The 18,076-nt window shown below is 66.7% G+C and carries 17 protein-coding genes and 1 other RNA gene; 11 read left to right on the top strand and 7 right to left on the bottom strand.

Translation table 11 applies throughout. The features are described from left to right. The first annotated feature begins 62 nt into the window (after positions 1 to 62). Together AC5RWQ_RS11570 and mctP are read left to right on the top strand one after the other, a co-directional pair. Positions 63 to 305: a DUF3311 domain-containing protein gene (locus AC5RWQ_RS11570; protein ID WP_494282742.1), complete on the top strand. Its 243-nt coding sequence runs from the start codon at positions 63 to 65 to the stop codon at positions 303 to 305. Continuing rightward, entirely contained in the window at positions 305 to 1,960 is a 1,656-nt protein-coding gene (mctP, locus tag AC5RWQ_RS11565) for a monocarboxylate uptake permease MctP (RefSeq protein WP_494282741.1), read from the top strand. Before AC5RWQ_RS11570 ends, mctP begins: the two co-directional genes overlap by 1 nt. A 286-nt stretch (positions 1,961 to 2,246) precedes the next feature. Here the strand turns inward: mctP and AC5RWQ_RS11560 are convergent, their stop codons facing one another. Further along, positions 2,247 to 2,699 (bottom strand): MarR family winged helix-turn-helix transcriptional regulator, encoded by a 453-nt coding sequence (locus AC5RWQ_RS11560; RefSeq protein WP_494282740.1) that lies wholly within the window; start codon positions 2,697 to 2,699, stop codon positions 2,247 to 2,249. Positions 2,700 to 2,752: 53 nt separating this feature from the next. On the opposite strand from AC5RWQ_RS11560, the gene AC5RWQ_RS11555 reads away from it, so the two are divergent. Further along, positions 2,753 to 3,985, top strand: coding sequence for an MFS transporter (locus AC5RWQ_RS11555; protein ID WP_494282739.1), 1,233 nt, complete (start codon positions 2,753 to 2,755; stop codon positions 3,983 to 3,985). 20 nt (positions 3,986 to 4,005) lie between these two features. Here the strand turns inward: AC5RWQ_RS11555 and AC5RWQ_RS11550 are convergent, their stop codons facing one another. Beyond that, positions 4,006 to 4,767, bottom strand: coding sequence for a sulfite exporter TauE/SafE family protein (locus AC5RWQ_RS11550; protein WP_334485830.1), 762 nt, complete (start codon positions 4,765 to 4,767; stop codon positions 4,006 to 4,008). 151 nt (positions 4,768 to 4,918) lie between these two features. On the opposite strand from AC5RWQ_RS11550, the gene rnpB reads away from it, so the two are divergent. The 3 genes from rnpB to AC5RWQ_RS11535 all read left to right on the top strand — a co-directional run bounded on the left by rnpB (position 4,919) and on the right by AC5RWQ_RS11535 (position 8,606). Continuing rightward, positions 4,919 to 5,335: RNase P RNA component class A (gene rnpB / locus AC5RWQ_RS11545), an RNA gene on the top strand. A gap of 726 nt (positions 5,336 to 6,061) precedes the next feature. Beyond that, on the top strand, positions 6,062 to 7,234 hold the full coding sequence (locus AC5RWQ_RS11540) for a hypothetical protein (RefSeq protein ID WP_494282738.1): 1,173 nt from the start codon (positions 6,062 to 6,064) through the stop codon (positions 7,232 to 7,234). 562 nt (positions 7,235 to 7,796) lie between these two features. Further along, entirely contained in the window at positions 7,797 to 8,606 is an 810-nt protein-coding gene (locus tag AC5RWQ_RS11535) for a hypothetical protein (RefSeq protein ID WP_494282737.1), read from the top strand. Between the two features lie 344 nt (positions 8,607 to 8,950). Here the strand turns inward: AC5RWQ_RS11535 and AC5RWQ_RS11530 are convergent, their stop codons facing one another. Further along, entirely contained in the window at positions 8,951 to 9,370 is a 420-nt protein-coding gene (locus tag AC5RWQ_RS11530) for a hypothetical protein (protein WP_494282736.1), read from the bottom strand. Positions 9,371 to 9,601: 231 nt separating this feature from the next. On the opposite strand from AC5RWQ_RS11530, the gene AC5RWQ_RS11525 reads away from it, so the two are divergent. Together AC5RWQ_RS11525 and AC5RWQ_RS11520 are read left to right on the top strand one after the other, a co-directional pair. After that, on the top strand, positions 9,602 to 10,234 hold the full coding sequence (locus tag AC5RWQ_RS11525) for a DUF6346 domain-containing protein (RefSeq protein ID WP_494282735.1): 633 nt from the start codon (positions 9,602 to 9,604) through the stop codon (positions 10,232 to 10,234). A 504-nt stretch (positions 10,235 to 10,738) separates the two neighbouring features. After that, positions 10,739 to 11,353: a DUF6346 domain-containing protein gene (locus AC5RWQ_RS11520; RefSeq protein ID WP_494282734.1), complete on the top strand. Its 615-nt coding sequence runs from the start codon at positions 10,739 to 10,741 to the stop codon at positions 11,351 to 11,353. Between the two features lie 170 nt (positions 11,354 to 11,523). Here AC5RWQ_RS11520 and AC5RWQ_RS11515 read toward each other — a convergent pair whose 3' ends face one another. Beyond that, complete coding sequence (locus AC5RWQ_RS11515; RefSeq protein WP_494282733.1) at positions 11,524 to 12,165, bottom strand: adenylate kinase family protein; 642 nt, start codon at positions 12,163 to 12,165, stop codon at positions 11,524 to 11,526. Positions 12,166 to 12,583: 418 nt separating this feature from the next. Between AC5RWQ_RS11515 and AC5RWQ_RS11510 the strand changes: the two genes are divergently transcribed. Then, the gene (locus AC5RWQ_RS11510; protein ID WP_494282732.1) at positions 12,584 to 13,732 is read left to right on the top strand and encodes a DUF4238 domain-containing protein; all 1,149 of its coding nucleotides are present in this window, start codon (positions 12,584 to 12,586) and stop codon (positions 13,730 to 13,732) included. Positions 13,733 to 13,944: 212 nt separating this feature from the next. Beyond that, positions 13,945 to 14,874: a DUF4365 domain-containing protein gene (locus tag AC5RWQ_RS11505; RefSeq protein ID WP_494282731.1), complete on the top strand. Its 930-nt coding sequence runs from the start codon at positions 13,945 to 13,947 to the stop codon at positions 14,872 to 14,874. Positions 14,875 to 15,550: 676 nt separating this feature from the next. Here AC5RWQ_RS11505 and AC5RWQ_RS11500 read toward each other — a convergent pair. From AC5RWQ_RS11500 to AC5RWQ_RS11490, 3 genes are all read right to left on the bottom strand, one after another. Further along, the gene (locus AC5RWQ_RS11500; protein WP_494282730.1) at positions 15,551 to 16,279 is read right to left on the bottom strand and encodes a class I SAM-dependent methyltransferase; all 729 of its coding nucleotides are present in this window, start codon (positions 16,277 to 16,279) and stop codon (positions 15,551 to 15,553) included. A 282-nt stretch (positions 16,280 to 16,561) separates the two neighbouring features. Beyond that, positions 16,562 to 17,041 (bottom strand): NUDIX domain-containing protein, encoded by a 480-nt coding sequence (locus tag AC5RWQ_RS11495; protein ID WP_494282729.1) that lies wholly within the window; start codon positions 17,039 to 17,041, stop codon positions 16,562 to 16,564. 19 nt (positions 17,042 to 17,060) lie between these two features. After that, positions 17,061 to 17,429: a hypothetical protein gene (locus tag AC5RWQ_RS11490; protein ID WP_494282728.1), complete on the bottom strand. Its 369-nt coding sequence runs from the start codon at positions 17,427 to 17,429 to the stop codon at positions 17,061 to 17,063. A 13-nt stretch (positions 17,430 to 17,442) separates the two neighbouring features. Here AC5RWQ_RS11490 and AC5RWQ_RS11485 point away from each other — a divergent pair. Beyond that, the coding region (locus AC5RWQ_RS11485; RefSeq protein ID WP_494282727.1) for a transposase at positions 17,443 to 18,076 on the top strand (634 nt) is incomplete at its 3' end.

Here is an 18,076-nt window from a genome sequence, read left to right as displayed (position 1 = left end):
CTCACAGGGTCGTAGCCTCCGGCCGTCACATGGCGAGTTACGACTTCCCGGAGGTGTGTCAGATGGCTGCACCGGAACCGGAGGCGCCGGCAACGGCGTCGTCCAGGGCGAAGGACCACAGTCCCTGGAACTGGTTGCTTTTCATACCGATCGTGGTGCCGCTGATCCCGGCCTTGTTCAACGCGGACTCGCCCCGGCTCTTCGGCTTCCCGCGGTTCTACTGGCTCCAGCTGGCCTGGATCCTGCTCGGCGTCACCACCACCACGCTGGTCTACCAGATGACGAAGAAGCGGGGTGATCGGTGATGTGGCGCGACCATTTGACCGAGATCATCGTCTTCTCGGTGCTCTTCCTGCTGGTCAGTGCGATGGGTTTCGTGGCGGCCCGGTGGCGCGCCCCGAAGGACATGGCCCACCTCGACGAGTGGGGGCTGGGTGGCCGCAGCTTCGGCGGCTGGATCACCTGGTTCCTGGTCGGCGGTGACCTGTACACCGCGTACACCTTCGTCGCGGTGCCGGCGCTGATGTTCGGGGCCGGCGCGGCCGGCTTCTTCGCCGTGCCGTACACGATCGTCATCTACCCGCTGGTGTTCCTGGTGCTCTGCCGGCTCTGGTCGGTGTCGCACCGGCACGGCTTCGTCACGCCGGCCGATTTCGTCCGGACCCGGTTCGACTCGCCGGTGCTGGCGCTGTTGATCGCCATCACCGGCATCGTCGCCACCATGCCGTACATCGCGTTGCAGCTGGTCGGCATCGAGGCGGTGCTCAAGACGATGGGGGTGACCGGGGACAACGTGGTCGCCCGGCACCTGCCGATCATCATCGCGTTCGCGATCCTGGCGGCCTACACCTACCAGTCCGGGCTGCGTGCACCGGCGTTGATCGCCTTCGTCAAGGACACGCTGATCTACATCGTCATCCTGGTCGCGATCATCTACCTGCCGTGGAAGCTGGGCGGCTGGGGCTCGATCTTCGACGCCGCCGACGCCAAGTTCAAAGCCTCACCGAGCCCGAACGACGGCATCCTGCTCAACGCCAACAACCAACTCCAGTACGTCACCCTGGCGTTCGGCTCGGCGCTGGCGCTCTTCCTCTACCCGCACAGCATCACCGGCGTGCTGGCCAGCCGGAACCGGGACGTGATCAAGCGGAACATGTCCGCGCTGCCGGCGTACAGCCTGCTGCTCGGGCTGATCGCGCTGCTCGGCTTCATGGCCATCGCGGCCGGGGTGAAGCCGCTGCCGGGGGCGAAGGCGGGCACGGTGGACAGCAACACCGTGGTGCCGGTCCTGTTCGACCAGCAGTTCCCGGACTGGTTCGCCGGGGTCGCGTACGCGGCCATCGGCATCGGGGCGCTGGTGCCGGCGGCGATCATGTCGATCGCGGCGGCGAACCTGTTCACCCGCAACATCTACAAGGAGTACCTGAAGCGGGATGCCAGCCCGGCCCAGGAGGCGAACGTCTCGAAGATCACCTCGCTGGTGGTCAAGGTCGGCGCGGTGGCCTGCATCATCTTCCTCGACCCGCAGTTCTCCATCGACCTCCAGCTGATCGGCGGCGTGATCATCCTGCAGACGCTGCCGGCGGTGGCGTTGGGGCTCTACACCCGTTGGTTCCACCGGACCGCGCTGATCGCCGGTTGGGCGGCCGGCATGGGCATGGGCCTGTGGATGCTCTACCAGGTCCCGAACGCGGCGACGAAGCGCGCGCACTTCGGTGGCTCGGCGTTCCCGCTCTCCGACTTCGGCTTCGACACCAAGAAGACGATCTACGTCGGGATCGTGGCCGTGCTGGTGAACCTGGTGGTGGCCGCGCTGGTGACCCTGGTGCTGCGGGCGACGAAGGTGGCCGACGGGGCGGACGGCACCACGCCGGACGACTACTTCGCCGACGAGGGCGACCCGCGGCTGGTCCCGGGTACGGCCCGGGACGCCGACTCCGCTCGCGAGCCGGTCGCGTAACGCACGTCTCCGCCCGGGTGCCCGTTCCGACGACGGGTACCCGGGCGGTGCCGTGGGTGCGGGTTGGTCGGGGTGCGTCGCCCACCGGCCGGCGCTGGGTGCCGGGTCCCTTCCTGCCACGCTACGAACTTGATGTCGTCAACGAATCGGTCCCGACCGGGCCGGGCGATGCATCCACGTCATCAGTTTCGTACCGTGCCGAGCAGACCCCCGGTTGCAGCGTCGGGCCGGTGGACCCCGGCGAGGGGGTCGGCGGGCGGCGCCACCCAGCGGGGCGCCGGCTGGGTCAACGGCGGCGGGTGCGGGACTCCAGGGCCTCGTTGAGCCGGCCCAGCATCGTCGCCAGCGTGTCCCGCTCGTCGCTGGTCCAGTCGGCGAGGATGTCGCCGTAGAGCCGGGTGCGGGCCACCTGCACGGCGCCCATCCGCTGCAATCCGGCCGGGGTGGCCGAGATCACCGTGCCGCGGCCGTCCGCCGGGTCGGGGGCGCGGGTGATCAAACCGTCGCGCTGCATGGCGGACACCTGGCGGGTCACCGTCGAGCCGTCCAGGTTGAGCCGGGCGGCCAGCGTGGAGACGTTCTGCGGGCCGGCGGTGTCCAGGTGTCGCAGGATCACGTACGCCGCCCGGTCGAGCACCCGGTGCTCGGCGGTGCCGGTGGCCCGCCGGGTGGCCTCGCCGAGCCGCATCAGCAGGGCGACCTGGGTCTCGATCCGTCCGAGGGTGATCTCGTCGCTCATAACTGTATGATACAACAGATTTACCTGTACGATACAGCTACCTGGGAGGCGAAGTGGATCGGCGTACCGAGCCCAACCGCAGTGCCATCTACGCCACCACGCTGGTGGCCTTCCTCGCCATCGCCGGCATCGCCGTGGTGGACCCGATCCTGCCCGCCATCGGCGCGGCGATCGGCGTCACCGCCTGGCAGGTCGAGCTGCTCTTCACCGCGTACATCGCGGTGATGGCGCTCGGCATGATCCCGGCCACCCTGGCCAGCGGGAAGTTCGGCTTCAAGCCGGTGCTGGTCACCGGCGTCTCGGTGGTCGGCCTGGCCGCCATGCTCGCCTCGTTCAGCAACGACATCGTGCAGCTGTCGGTGCTGCGCGGCGTCTGGGGGCTGGGCAACGCGATGTTCTTCGCCACGGCCATGGTGGTGCTGGTCAACCTGGCCAACGACCGGGAGTGGGTGGTCGGCCTCTTCGAGACCGCGCTCGGCCTCGGCTTCGCCGTCGGCCCGCTGATCGGCGGCCTGCTCGGCGAGGTGAGCTGGCGGCTGCCGTTCTTCGTCTGCGGCGTGTTCATGGTGCTCGCCCTGGCCGTGGCGTCCCGCAAGCTCCGCGAGCCGGCCAACCGGCAGGCGCCCGTACGGGTGGGTCAGATCTTCGCGACCTACCGCAGGCCGGCGTTCGTCACCCTCTGCGTGGTCACCGCCGCCTACAACTTCGTCTTCTTCGTGGTGCTCGGCTACACGCCGCTCTTCCTCGGCCTCGACGTCATCCCGTTGGGCCTGGCCTTCACCGGCTGGGGCCTGGGCCTGGCCGCCGGCATCCTGGTGATCGGCCACCGGCTCGCGCACCGGATCGGCGCGGTGCAGACCGTCGGCGTGGCCATCGCCGGCCTGCTGGTCTGCATGGTCCTCTTCGCCACCTCCGGCAGCACCGCGGAGTCGCTGGTGGTGCTGGTGCTCGCCGGGCTCTGCATGGGCCTGGCCAACGCCAACCTCACCGACCTCGCGCTCGGTCTCGGCTCCACCGACCGGCGGGTCGCCACCGGCGCGTTCAACCTGGTCCGCTGGGGCGCCGCCGCGCCCGCGCCGATCATCTCCGGCAAGCTCGCCGAGCACGGCCTCGCGCTGCCCTTCTGGCTGGGCTTCGGGGTGCTCGCCGTCGGGGTGCTGGTCTACCTGGCCTTCGCGCACCTGATGGCCGCCGGCTACGGCGAGCGGGTGCTCTGGTCCCGCTGGAACCGCGCCGCCCGGCAGGCCGAGCACGCGCCGGAGGAGCCGGTCGGCGAGGCGTACTGACCGGCCGTGCTCCGGCCGCTCTAACGCAGCGCGCGCCAGAGCAGGTAGAGCCCGATCACCGTGCCGAAGGCGACGATCAGCGCCTTCAACAGCACTGGCGGCAGCCGTCGGACCAGCCGGGCGCCGGCGTACCCGCCGACCAGCGTGGCCGGCGCGACCACCGCGACCGCCGCCCAGTTCACCGGGCCGAAGAGCGCGAACACCGCGACCGTGGTCAGCCCGACCACCGCGGAGAGCAGGTTCTTGATCGCGGTCACCCGGGCCAGCGTGCTGTCCAGCACCAGGGCCAGCCCGGCGACCAACATGACGCCCAGGGCCGCGCCGAAGTAGCCGCCGTACACCGCGCCCACCGCGACCATCGCCTGCACGGTGACCGTCCGGCGGCGCGGCGACAGGTCCCGCGGGTGCCCGACCAGCCGGCGCAGCGGATCCTGGAAGGCCAGCACCGCCGTCGCGCCGAGCACCAGGAACGGTACGACCAGCTCGAAGGCGCGCGCCGGGGTGGCCAGCAGCAGCAGGCAGCCCAGCACCGCGCCGACGACGGTGGTGGGCACCAGGGGCGCCAGCCGACGGACCGGCGGCAGGTCGGCCCGGCTGCCCGCCACGCTCGCCAGGTAGCCGGGGCAGACCGAGACCGAGTTGGTCACGTTCGCCGGCACCGGCGGCAGGCCGACCGCGATCAGGGCGGGGAAGGTGATGAGTGAACCGCCCCCGGCCACCGCGTTCACCGTGCCCGCGGCGAGACCGGCGGCGAGCAGGAGCGCGGCGTCGGAAAGATCCATGGTGCCCGAGGCTAGTACGCCCCGGTCCGCGCCGCTCGGGCCGTGTCCGGTGGGCCGGCGGCCGCCGAACCGCTCGCGGAGCACTGAGGCGACGTTCCGTCAGGGCGGAAATGGGCGGCACCGCCGCGTCGTTAAGATGGGGTGCGACGGACGAGTCGACCGGGCGGTCGCGTCGACGGGCTCCGGCCCGTCGCCGAGGAACGTCCGGACTCCACAGGGCAGGGTGGTTGCTAACGGCAACCCGGGGTGACCCGCGGGACAGTGCCACAGAAAACAGACCGCCGGCCCATTCGGGTCGGTAAGGGTGAAACGGTGGGGTAAGAGCCCACCAGCACCCCGGGTGACCGGGGTGGCTCGGTAAACCCCACCCGGAGCAAGGCCAAGCAAGGGCAGTCACCGCAAGGTGACGACCCGGCGCAGACGCTTGAGGGCTGCCCGCCCGATGTCTGCGGGTAGGCCGCATGAGCCTGTCGGCAACGGCAGGCCGAGATGGATGGCCGCCGCCGGCGCGTGACTCGCGAGGGGTACGCGCCGCGCACAGAATCCGGCGTACAGGTCGACTCGTCCGTCGCCCACCAGGTCAGCCGCCCTTACGGGGTGGCTGACCTGCTGCTTCTTCGGGTGCTGCTTGTTGTCCACGGTCATCGTTGGTCGACGTTTGACGGCCCGTTGACGGCCCAGACGGCCCGAAGACGGCCCAGTTCAGCGACACCGCGGCGGCGGCGTGTAAATCCGTCGCGAAAGCTACAGAGGTTCGAATCCTCTACCCGCCACCAGGTGCGAGAACGGCCGCTGACCAGCAGAAATGCCGGTTGGGGGCCGTTCTCGTCTAGTCCGGCTGAGTCCAGCCATCACCCGTCGTCGCTCAGGGTCTGGGGGCGCATCGGGGGGACGATCGAGACTGGCTGCAATCCCTCGAAGCCGTCCAGACTCCCTCGCATCGTCCGTGCCGTTGGAATGGGTTTTGGCGCACCACCACCCGTTCTGGTGCACTGGCCGCTTCTCGGGCAAACCTGAACGGTTCTTCGCATAGCCTCCAGACCGGTGGATTTCTCGCTTAGCCGTCATAGGCTGCGGAAGGAGCATTATGCGAAGGAAACGGATCGCCGGGCTGGCTGTGTTGGCGGCTGCTGCGGTGCTGTCCGCCGCTGGACCACCCATCCTTGAGCCTGTCTTCGCCGATGACGGGCCCCGGCATGACGGGGACCAGGGCCCGCCGCCCACCCATGGCCGGCCGGGTGCAGCTGAGGGCCTGGGGCAGCTGAACGGGCTGCTGCCCCGGGACAAGCTGACCTTGGGTAGCGCGATCCAGGTCGATCTGAGCAAGGAGACGGTGCGGCTGCCGCTGTACCCGGGCAGGGGTCCCGACGGCGAGACGGTGTGGTTCGTGCTGATGGACGCCTCCGATGAGGGGTTGGCGAACGACCTGGGCGTGAACTTCGCGCCCAAGCTGGCCAACCTCGCCATCGGCTGCCGCGAGTGCGTGCAGACGGTGACCCTCGACTCGCCCACCCCGCAGGAGAACCGGTTCGGACCCGCGGTGGTCAACTTCCAGGGCGTGCCGGACTTCAGCCCGACCCGCGTCGCGGTACCGGGGCCCAACGGCTTCCCGCTCGCCGAGTTCCAGCCCGGGGCGGTGGCCAACGAAGGGTACAGCCCGTTCATCCGCATCAAGGGATCCAACGTCGTCTACAACGCCCCGATCGTGGCCACCGGCGACGGCCCCGACTTCGACGTCAAGCACCACACCGACACGGGCGACCGGGTCCTGGGCGTGCACATCGCACCCCCCTCACCGCCCGGCCAGTTCAACGAGTCCTGGGTCGACATGCTGTTCGTCAAGGGCTTCGACGCCGGCCAGCCGATCCTCTACCTCAGCACCGACGCCGGTCAGCCGCTGACCGCAGTGCTGGAGCGCTCCACCTTCGTACCCGCGCTGGACAGGGCGGCCTTCAACGGCGGCGACGACTTCCTCGGCTCCGCCCGCGAACGGCTGTTCGGCTTCATCAACGGCCAGACCGGGGCCGACAACCCCGAGGCGCAAGGCTTCGTCCACCTGGCCGAAGACGGGCACATCTCCCAGGACGCCCGCGCCGACAACGAGCGCCTGATCAACGCGCTGCGTAACGGCGGTGACCTGCTCAACGTGTTCGGTGACTTCCCGACCCTGGCCGACCCGCGTCACTCCCACGCCTACAGCCCGCTGTGGGACGCGCAGCTCGGCCTGTGGACCGAGAAGGCCGTCGAGCAGGGGCTCAACACACGCCAAACCGACGAGGTCGAGGTCTTCAACCTGGCAGCCACCCGACCCGACCTGCTGACCGGCGTCGACCCGGCCACCGGCGAGCCCGCACCCTACGGCTCGGTCGGTGTCGACATCAACTGCGCGGTCATCGGCTTCACCGCCGAGGCACCCACCGCCAACCTCGCAGAACCGGCCCGCAAATCGCAGTTCCCACCCAGATAACCGGCACAGCACCAGCCGCCACGGCGGGCCCCCTCCGGGGCCCGCCGTGCGCTTCGCCACGTGTGCGGCGCAGCGGTGACCGGACTCGCAAAACCGACGACTTCTCGCTTACAAGCTCTGTGCAGCACGTCCGTCCTTGTCCGGGAACGGTCGTTAGCTCGGAGTGCCGTCCGTCTCCGCACTCGCTTGCGCGCCGTCGTCCGGTGGGGTTGCTGTCAGCGTTGCTGTCGACACCGTTCCCGCCCGCTTACTCCCTGGTCGGGGCCCCGGGCGATGCGCGGGCCGCTCCGGCGCTGGCTGGTAGTCGAGGTGCATCGCGTGGCGGGCGTCGCGGCCATGCCCTGCGATCAGGGCGCACAAGGCGTTCACAGGGTCGGCAGGGAACGAACGGGGCTTGGACACGGCGGGCTCCTCTGCGGCGCAGGAAGGTCGGCAGCGTATGCGGAGCCTGCTGACCTGGCGAGCTGCTCGGCGTCATCGAAGGCACCCGCGACGGCGTATCGTTGCAAGCATTGGTCGGGCGGACACTCTTCCGCACCCCTCCTCACTCGGAGGAGTTCTGTTGGACGAGAAGTTGACGAAGTACGCGGGTGGCCGCGTATTCATGATTTCGCCCCAAGCCGTCTCATGGAGTGTCGTCCAGCTGCACAAACTTGACCCGGCCCTGCTCCGCGGCATGAAGTTGCGGTCGGGCGAGCACCTTGCGGCGATTCTGGTTACAGCATTCCTCGGGACAGCCCCACATGCTTTAGATGTCGACGGCGATGTCGACCTCCGATTCGAGTTGACACCATCCTCACCGCCTGCCTTGCTTCCGCCGGACGTTAGGTCTGCAGCTTTTGAAGTGAAGTCGATGCCAGGTCCTTTCCGTGAGCTCGAAAGCTCGATAGATCGGATAGAAGGCAGAGGCGGAGAGGCTAGAGGCCTTGGACTCCAAGTCAAGGTGGAGAGCGCTAATAGCATCCTTGAGGACGCCGAACCCTTGCTCAATCGCGCGGCCAGCAGCTTGACCAGGAAGGCCGGCGAAGCGGACTCAAGGAACGCCTTCTTAATCGTTCATCCTTTTGACCGGTTCGCTATCGAAGCGTATGAGTCTCCGGTCATGGCTGCCGTTCTTGCTCCATTGCCGGTTAGGGACTTGGATACGGTATGGGTGTTGTGGGCCCCGGACCATTTGACAATGTGGTCGAAAGAGGAAGGGGCCTGGACTGACTTGCTTTTCAACGCGATACCGTTGGAACACGCACCGCCTACCGGAGAACAGAGCGCCCTTAGCGTCCTGCAAGAAGCAGAATCGCAGTTCTTGGACGGGATCAAGTATCGGCGCGGTTCGCCATACTTGTTCGGGCTCTCTGGAGGCTCTGACAGATGAACAGCAGCCGCAGGTCCGGTCACTCGCGGTCGACTGGATGAGCCCCGGCCACGACCCCCTGCGCTGAGGGCTAGCCCAACGATTGCCCGCCCGGACCCAGTGAAGGTGCGTGCTTCCCGTTGCCGGCCCTCGGGCTTCCACCGTCCGGGGTAGCCGGTAGCAGCGACACACGGTTTAGGAAGGGTGTAGCGCCCGCTGGGGCACCCGTCGTTCTACCAGGACATACGCCCGACGGCTTCCCAGCACGTCCCTTGATCATTCCGCGCATGTTCCGGATCTTGTCTGCTGGGCCCTGGATCTACGGATTGCCAGCAAGGCGTTTCAACGCGGCGCCAATACGGAGCTCAACTGATGGTTCCGTGTTCCTCGTGGTTGGTTGCTGTGCCTCTCGGCTGTACCTGCTGATCGGCCGCTGGCTCGTCCAAGGTCCCCTGCCGCTCCTCGCCGGTGTCGAAGAACGCTGTCAGGTACGCGTCCGGAGGGAGCTCACTGTCTCTCATCAGCGAGTAGACCTCGGCACCGTGGCCAAGCTCATCAAACATGCGGTATGCCTGCGCGAAGCCGAGGTAGCTGCGGTCAGCCTCGTTCGCGTACTCGGCGGCTTCAGCCTCGGCCAGGGCGACGGCCGCGTCGAAGCTCACCGCCCGCCACACCGTAATGCGTTCCTCATACACGAACGGCGCCTCGCTGCCGTATTGGAAAACGCACCGCACCGAGAACCACCCCTGGTTGACGGCCTCGTCGGCGTCGTGTGCGTCGCTCACCGAGCCATCCTGCCGCAAGGTACGGCCCTGCGTCGATCATCACCGCCGCCGGCAACCCCCTCGCTTGCTCCGGCACGAGCGGCAGCGTCCCCCGACGGCTACCACGTCCTGGCCGGGCGCGCCGCGACTCCTCATCTGTCCGCCGGCGTCTGCAACGGTTGATGTCAGCGGTAGATGTCGGCTTGACGGTGCCTCCTATGCTGCTGAAACGCTGCAGGAAGGAAGTGGCAGGTGCCAAACAAGGGTGGCCCGACCAAGAGCACCCCTGAGCTTGTGCGCGAGCAGATCGTCGCGTATGAACGGCGGGGGCCATTCTGGGGCCGGCTGACCCAGTTCCTGACGGCACTCGCACTGCTTTCGGGGGTGGTCCTTTCGACCGGGCTGGCCAGCACCGTCACAAGTTTCTATTCCGGAACTGGGGTCATAAAATCCTCCCCCAAGGAACAGCCCGCGGTAGCGATGGTGGAGAAGTGTCAGCGGGTGGGCCCGGTGAGCGTCTACGGGTTCGGCTACTGGTGGCGCTGCGGCGTGACGGTGCGGATGAGCGACGGTCGGACTGTTTCGGCTACAGTGGGCCACTCGGTTGTCACGCCGGATGACCGCGGACGGCCGGTGGAGTTCCGTGAGGCTTGCTTTGGCAAGAACAACACCGAGTGCAACTACGGCCGGCCCTACGGCCGGCCAGCTTCCCTCTTCTGGGGACTCGCCGGAGCGGTGGTGGGCATGGTCAGTCGCGCACTATCGCTTTGCTTGATAATTGGTGCCGGCTTCTATCTGGTACGCGCAGTGGTTGGCGTCCCCAGGTACTTCGCCTGGTACAACCGGCGCAGGCGCCGTCGCTCCGCAACTTCTGTCCCGCGATGAACTGCCTGGCGATCATTGGGAGTTGACCGGCTCATCGTTCAGCTTCCCAGAGCGCTTTCCCTGACCGCTTAGACTGCCGCGCGGCGCTGTCGACGCCCTCGTCAGAGTCCTGCGTGTCGCTCACCCGCCCCATCCTGCCGCACGACGTCCACGGTCGGCTGTCCTGCTGGTCGCGGCGCGCGTTGCTGACCGTGGTTAGGGTCGGAGGCGTGGAAGCTGTCCGGCGCTATCCTGTCCGACACCTGCCTACAGGGCGTCTAGGGCTGCCACTGGTCGCTGCTGCTTGACGACGCTTCACGGCGTCTTGCGCCCCCTGTGTGCCCCACACGGCGTAACCGCGGCCCGCGCGCGGGCTCACTCACGAGTGGCGGCACTGCCGCCGGTGGTGGCCGTTGATGGAGGATCGACGGACCTGACCGCCGGATACCTGATGTGTAAGAGTGGAGGCCGGTCCATGTGCATTGCGGGCAGGCTGCCCGGTGGAAGTCTCGGCGGTACCTCGCCGTGATCCGGAAGTTGCTCGGCTCCGACCTGATGGACCCCGACATTTATGGCCGCGAGATGCGGCTCTGGCAGACGCTGGGGCCGGCCAAGTATCGTCTGCGATCCGCCGGACTCGCCGCCCTGCTGGCCCTGGCCGGAGCGACGGTCTTTCTGGGGTTCATGACCGTCGGCAGCCTCTTCCCGGGTAGCGGGGCTGTCGTTCAGGGCCCAGGCGAGCACCCTGTGCGGGTGGTCGTCGACGACTGCCAGCGGGTTGGCCCGATCAGCCGGCGGGGCTTCGGTTACTGGTGGGAGTGTGATGCGGTGGTGACCGCGGCCGACGGCACTGTCCGGAAGGCCCGGATCGGCCCGTCTGTCGTCACACCGGAGCATCGGGGCCGGTCGGTCAAGCTGCGCGAGGGTTGCCGTGACAAGGAAGGCTTCACCGACTGCTCGTACGGCAGGCCGACCAGCCGCCTGCTCGAAGCCGGCTTACTGGTCATCGTCAAGTTGGGCTTGGTGGTGTCGGTCTTCAGCGGCTTCGGGGTCGTGATGTTCCTGACCCGGGCGCTCCTTGGCGCGCCCCGGTACTTGCGCTTCCGCGGGCGCCGACCTCCGGCGACCCCTCGTTTGTAAGTTCTGGGCGTCGTGGCCGCCCGCGTCCGTCTCCGTCTGCGACCTCGGGGAGCTGTCCGCCGCCCGCTGGCCACGGCCTCCCGAGTCCGTTCTCGTTGCTGTCACCGATGCTGTCGGCACCAATCGCCCCGGACGGGTGTTCGCCGGCCCGGTTGGACCCACTTGTGTGCTCAACTCCGCTCAAGTCGACTGGTCAGCTCGGTCACGATCTCTTCTGTTGGGCGGGTGGCGTCGACGCTGGTCAAGAAACCTGCGGCGCGGTAATGGGCCAGGACGGGGGCGCTGTGCTTGTGGTAGACGCTCAATTGATGGGCGACGGCGGCAGGGGCGTCGTCGTCACGATGGAACAACTTGCTACCGCACCGGTCGCAGACACCTTCGACGAGCGTCGGTAACGACTCGATGTGCCAGATCTTCCCGCAGCCCCGGCACGTGCGGCGTCCAGTCAAACGCCGCGTTGCCTCGGCATCGGCTAGGACCAGCTCCACCGCTTGAATCCCCAATGTCTCCAGCGACCGCATCACCGCCAGCGTTGGGAACTCCGTCCAGTACACGAAGCCGTCGACAGCGTCGGGTTCGCCAAGCCGGCGCTGCACGATCGCGGCGATGAGCTCGGGCGGTGGCAGCTGCTCGGCGTTCATGAACCGACGCAGATCGTCGCCGAGCTCCGATCCCGCACGCACCGCTGACTGAATCGCGTCCCGAATGGAGATCGAGGGAAGTCCGAGCCGGGCGGCGAGATGATCGGCCACCTCAGCCGTCTCCGCACCAGGTGACCCAATCAAGACCAGCCTGGTCTCCGCCAATGCCACGACTCGATCCTATTCCGCTGGAGTCGATGGCACTCGACCCCCTGACCCCCACACTGCCAGGAGCAGGCAGAGGCCCGTCAGCCTCGCCCGGCGCTGCTCAGCGGTTCCGCCGAAGTACGGGGTGGTCCGACCGGGTACGCCGCCTTGGCTACTTCGGTGGCTACTCAGCCCGCCGACCCCGCTGGGCTCCGACCCCCGTCGGGGGAGCCGGATCCAACCTGCCGACGGTCGACGGTCGACACCAAACCAGGTCGCCATGCAGGTCCCGGCCATCGCTACTTGTCGTCAGAGACGGATCGTGATCGATGATTTCGCTGGGCGCTTCGTCCGGTGGGGTCTGTCCGCGTCCGTGCGGCCGAGCTGCTGCTTGACGGCCGCCCTACCCTAGACAATGCGAGTCGATGTAGGCGAGGGCCAAATGGCAAAGGACCATTATATTCCTGCAGGTTTCTTAGCGCGCTTCTCACTTGATACTTTTTCGGTAGCGCGCCATAGACGTTTGTGGGTGGCGAACCGTTCGCCTAGCAAAGTTTATCGCGGACGCGCGGAGCACATTGCGGCCATTGGCGGTTATTACCGAATATCCGATCCGGCCTTATCGCCGCCTACCGTGATCGATGATATCTGGGCCGAATATGAAGGTCCCCTTAGTCCCGCGATCGACAGCATTGTCGACATCGCACCACCATCATGCGACGCGGGGCTCTGGCTTAGGACACTTGTCCCCTTTGCCGCCGGGATGTTCGTGAGAGGCACGCATTTCGACCGGACCCAGTTGGATTCATCAACGCTTTCTCTTCTAGCCGAGAGTCAGCAGAATCCCGAGCGGTTCTATCGAGATAGCGTCAATATGTCGAGGAACATTGCCCTCCAGAGGGCTCTGGCCCCCATCATGGCCAGCAGGTGGGTGGTCCTTCACGCCCCCGTCGGCACGTCATTCGTAACCTCCGACGTGGGTTATGCCAATCACCCTGCCGGGACTTCTAACATCATGATTCCCCTTGACCCCTCGACTGCACTCAGCCTTTCTCCTACGCCGCTACATTACGGCCGCAAGATTCTTTTTGAGTCGGGCGAGGGAAATTGGCGCGCCATCATTGAACATTCCCACCTTTCAGACAAAGATGTTGGCAAAATCAATGTATCGGTTTGCCGAAGCGCACAAGCATTCCTTGTGTGCAGTTCTCGCTTAGACGCAGAAAGTTGTCTGAAATTCCTACAGAGAAATCCCGATCCCGTTGATGTGGATTTGAGCGTCTTAACCTTTCCGCGCTTGCAAAAGGTTCACGAGTTCGATTGGTACAAGGCAGTTAGCTTGATCGCCCGCCCCTCGTCGGCGCTAAGGAATGACCAATTCGAAATAGAATGGGACGAAGTCGCAAGAGGTTGGCATCCTATTCCGATGTTCCCGACTAACCTTCCGAGTTTCCGCGGCGGTTTACGCCTGAGAGGCCGGTCCGTCTCGTTGTTCATGACGGGCGTCGAGGGCTATACAGACGCCAGAGATGGCAGCGTGCCGTGGGATTTAGTTACTGGCCAGGTTCTCCCCGACGAGGCTCAGGAATAGTCAGGGCAGGGGCTCAGGAATAGTCAGGGCAGGGTTGGGACAGCATTCGGAAGCGCTACCCTCTCGCCGTGACGGCCTCTTCGGCAGCAGGGCGCCGTCGTGTCGGCCACCCGACAATCGGTCCTCGCTCGCGACCTTCGCTCATTGGGCCAACAACCCCCGTTGATATATCCTCAGTCATCTCGGGGACCAAACGCTACCCAGGAGATTGAATGCCTCGGGGTGCACACGAGCACAGGGTCGGATCTATAGCTGTCGCCGCCGTTTCCCGTGTATGGGCGGCTGTCGGTGCGGCGGCAGAAGAAATCAGAAACGATTATGGGGAAGATCTGTTAGTCCAGACATGCCTTGACGACAGAGTAGATGCATCGCGATTTTGGGTGCAGGTAAAAGGAACATCTAGCTCGCCCCTTGCAGTCGACACGTCACACCGCTCTCTCCGAGTACCTTGGGAGCACGCAGTTCGATGGGTGAGCAGCGCCGACATTGTCGTCCTGGTCCTCTGGGATGTGGCGCAGGATCAAGGTTGGTATGCCTACCCTCGTGAGCAGGTGCACCCATACGAGCTGATTACGTCAAGCAAGAAGAGTTGCCTGATTAATTTTCGTAACGGCGCCGTGTTCGATGAGGACGCGGCGCGTAAAATTGCATGGAAGGCGCGGATTAGTCACGCGGAGGGAAAGTTTCTTCTGGGCGAAGAATGGTTTAGAGAGGCGAAGGAACGCGAGAACCGGAAGGCCGCTGACGCCGCTCACAGCTACGGAGCGTTCGTCTTATGGGATCTACTATGTTCGGTTGGCATTTTCGCCCCCGATGGAATTCTTGTTGAATTCGAGCAAGCCGTTAATAATGCGTGCAGCAATATTCGCCGAGAATTTCCCGACAAGCCCAGAGAAGATGTCCTGGACATGGCCCTGTCGCTAGCGGTGCTAGGTCACTTCGATAGGGTGACCGGCAGTGGCTTGCGGAGTGTGTTGTGGTCAGGCTTAGCAAATGCCACCAGGAGCGCGGTTGAGGCTAAGTATGGCGGTATACCAGACTGGGTTCCCCAGCCACGACGCTCCCTTGCCATCCCGTCTGCCGTCGACCCGCCCTCCGGGGAGCGGGCCGCCGCCCGGCCCGCCACGTCAGGCGGACCTTGACGCACGTTCGAGCGGTGGCGGGTCGGGCGGTGGTCTGCTCGGCTCGCCCGGGTCGGTGGCAGACGGGATGGCCTGCCGCAACCACCCACGAACCGTGACCCGCCGGCGGAGCCCCGGCCATCCTGGAGCCGGAGCGCCCCCGCCGGAGGCGCACTAACCGCAACCCCGCACTCGCCGCCAGATCGCCGACGCGGCCGGCGTGCGCTCCCCTACGCCGCGCGGGTCCTGGCCGCGCGGCCCGACCGGCTGCCGGCCCACCACACCACCGGTCAACGGCGTGTCGTTCAGCGGCGGCCCCCCGGGCTTTCCGCTGTCCGCGCCAGCCGCCGGGCATCAGGCGTGACGGCCGCAGAGCGCCAGCGGCAGCGGCCGGCGCGCGCCCTGGCGGCGGCGCGTGCGGCCCGTTGCGGGCCGCCTTGAAGACGTACAGAAAGTTTGAACCACATCGCCGGCGGCCGGCTGTCGTACTCCGCTTGATGCACTAAACGGTGACTTCAGTTGATGGGTTAACAGGGCCTTGAGCATGCCGGATACGGACCGTGACGCCGACTGTCCACGACGGCTGGTGTGCCAGGCATCCGCTTCTGCCGAGGTGGGTGCACTGCATCTTGGACGCCTTGAGTCTGCACTGATCCGTCCGGTGCCGACGGGCTTCGGCGCTTGGTCGGCGTTCTCGTCAGCGGGCGAGTGCGACCAAGCGGTACACCGGGTCCGGCCGGGGCGTGTGTTGATCGGGCAGCGCCGCGAGGGCACTGCACAGCTCGTCCGATTCGTCCTTGCCCACCCAGGGGATCACTTCGCCACGGATGCGCCCGATCCATTGCCGCGGCGTACGGCCCTGGCCGACGCCAGCGAACGTCGTCTCGGCCACTTGGCGCAGCCCATGCCGGTCTGCCGCGGCGATAACCCGGCCGTGCCCGTCAGCCCGCTCGCCGGCGTACCGGCACCGCAGCGATCCGGTCAGCTCGGCGACGTCGCTTGCCACCGTGAACGGCGCCTCGTTCTTGTCCACCGTCGTGAGCAGCAGACCGGTTGGGCCGAGTACCCGCGCCGCCTCGGCAATCATCTGCTCCGAATTCGGCACGAGGTGCAGCAGCCAGATCATCAGCACCCCGTCGCCCCAGCCCGACCTCACTGGCAGCGCCGCTGCGTCGCCCAATAACACGTTACCGGGAAGCCGGCCGGCGGCCTTCGCAATCATGCCCGCGGACCGGTCGACGCCAACGATGGTCCGGCCCGGCCGGCGCAAGCGGGCGCTGACAACGCCGGTACCGCAGGCCACGTCGAGAAGCAGCCGTGCGCTGGGTGGCAGGAGTTGGTCGACCGCGGCAGCCGCCGCCGCGGCGCGCGCCTCGCCCCCGCGAGACTCGTCGTAGCGGTCGGCCTCTAGGTTGTAATCGATCACGACCGCAATCTAGCCCGGCCAGCCGGCCGGGCACCCCGACGCTGAGTGCCACATCTGGTGAGTTGCGGCCCGCCAAGAGATGTCCGCTTCTGCCGCTGATCGCGCGTCATGACCAGCGTCGAGGATCGCATGCCCAAGCGATAGGCGGCACGCCAGTTACGCACCGTGACAGCCGAGCCCGGAGAGAGCCGGCCAACTGGCACCCTTCAAGTGAAGTCGATGTGTAACGGATCAAGTGGAGCCCGGCATCGCCGGCGGCCGGCCGTCCGGCCCAAGACCCGCTCAACCTTTGGCGGGAACGGCGCCCTCTTCGAGATACGCAAAGCCTTGCTTCCGCGCCTGCATGGTGGCTCGGAGCCGACGTGCGAGCCTCGGGATGGTCAGCTCGTCGAGCTGCCCGGCCTCCACGAACGCCCATTCCGCGATCTCGCCGTCCCGGAAGGCGACGGCTGATAGCTGGTCGGTCGAGAGCGTGCCGCCGTCGAAGATGAAGAGGACTTTGTCGCCCTCGTCTGGTCTGGGAGCCCAGTCGACTGTGAGTAGAGGTCCGATCGTGACTCGGAGACCCAACTCCTCGTAGACCTCCCTGGTGCAGGCCGACAGCGGGCTCTCGCCCTCCTCGACATAACCACCTGGTATGTCCCAGTGGCTCTTGTATGTAGGCCGGACGAGCATCAGCCGGTTTCGCTCGTCAACGAAGAGCGCGCCCGCCGCCACCTTGGGAGTGGCCTGCGGACGCGCGTTCTTGGCTTGGTCGGTCACGCTCTCGGACTCTACGGATCTAGGCCGTGACATGCACGCGCTGTGCCAGGCTGGCCAGCTGGTAGCTGGGACGGCCTCGGCCGCGGCGCATCCAGTTCTGCACGAGCTGCCTGCTGATCGCGTGGTGGCGGATCTGCTCGGGTGCCTTCTGTTCGGCGGCAAGGACGACGGCCAGTGCCTCATCCGATCTGTTCCACGCACTCAGCGCCCGGGCGGTCTCCAAGGCGTGCCTCGCTTGCCGCTCGACTGGCAGCCCCGTGGTGTCGATGCGCGGGCCGAGGTCGATTGCGACCTGTACGTCATCGAGGTCCATCGCCGTCGTCACGCGGTGGATAGCCACGTTCGTCGCCAAAGGGACTGTAAAACGAACGGTGTAACTCCTGATCAAGGAGCAGCACCTGATGACGGATGTCGTGATCACCGAGGTCGATACTGGCCAGGTGGCGAAGCGTGGACCGGCGCGGCCGGTGGGAGACGGGGTCGACGATCAGCTCGTCGCCCAGGTGGTGGAACAGGCCCGCGCGGCGGGTCTGCAGCTCACCGGCGAGGGTGGGCTGCTGCAGCAGCTGACCAAGCGGGTCCTGGAAGCCGCTCTGGACGGTGAGATCACCGATCACCTGGGCTATGACAAGGGCGACCCAGCCGGGAACAACGGTGGGAACTCCCGCAACGGGGTGCGGGGCAAGACGGTGCTGACGGAGTTCGGCCCGGTGCAGATCGAGGTGCCCCGCGATCGCGACGGCAGCTTCGAGCCGCAGATCGTGCGCAAGCGTCAGCGCCGGCTGTCCGGGGTCGAGGACATGGTGATCTCCTTGTCGGCCAAGGGATTGACGACCGGGGAGATCCAGGCCCACTTGGCCGAGGTGTATGGCGCGGAGGTGTCCCGGCAGACGATCTCCACGATCACCGACAAGGTCGTCGAGGGGATGACCGAGTGGCAGAACCGGCCACTCGACCCGGGGCGGTTTCTACCGGTCGTTGCGAATCCTGGTGAGACGGGGTCCGCATGCCGAGATACGCGCCGAACAAGATGTC

The organism is Micromonospora sp. BS32, from assembly GCF_059089345.1.
Note: the sequence above shows the minus strand (reverse complement) of the source record. Positions and strands in the feature narration are given on the sequence as shown.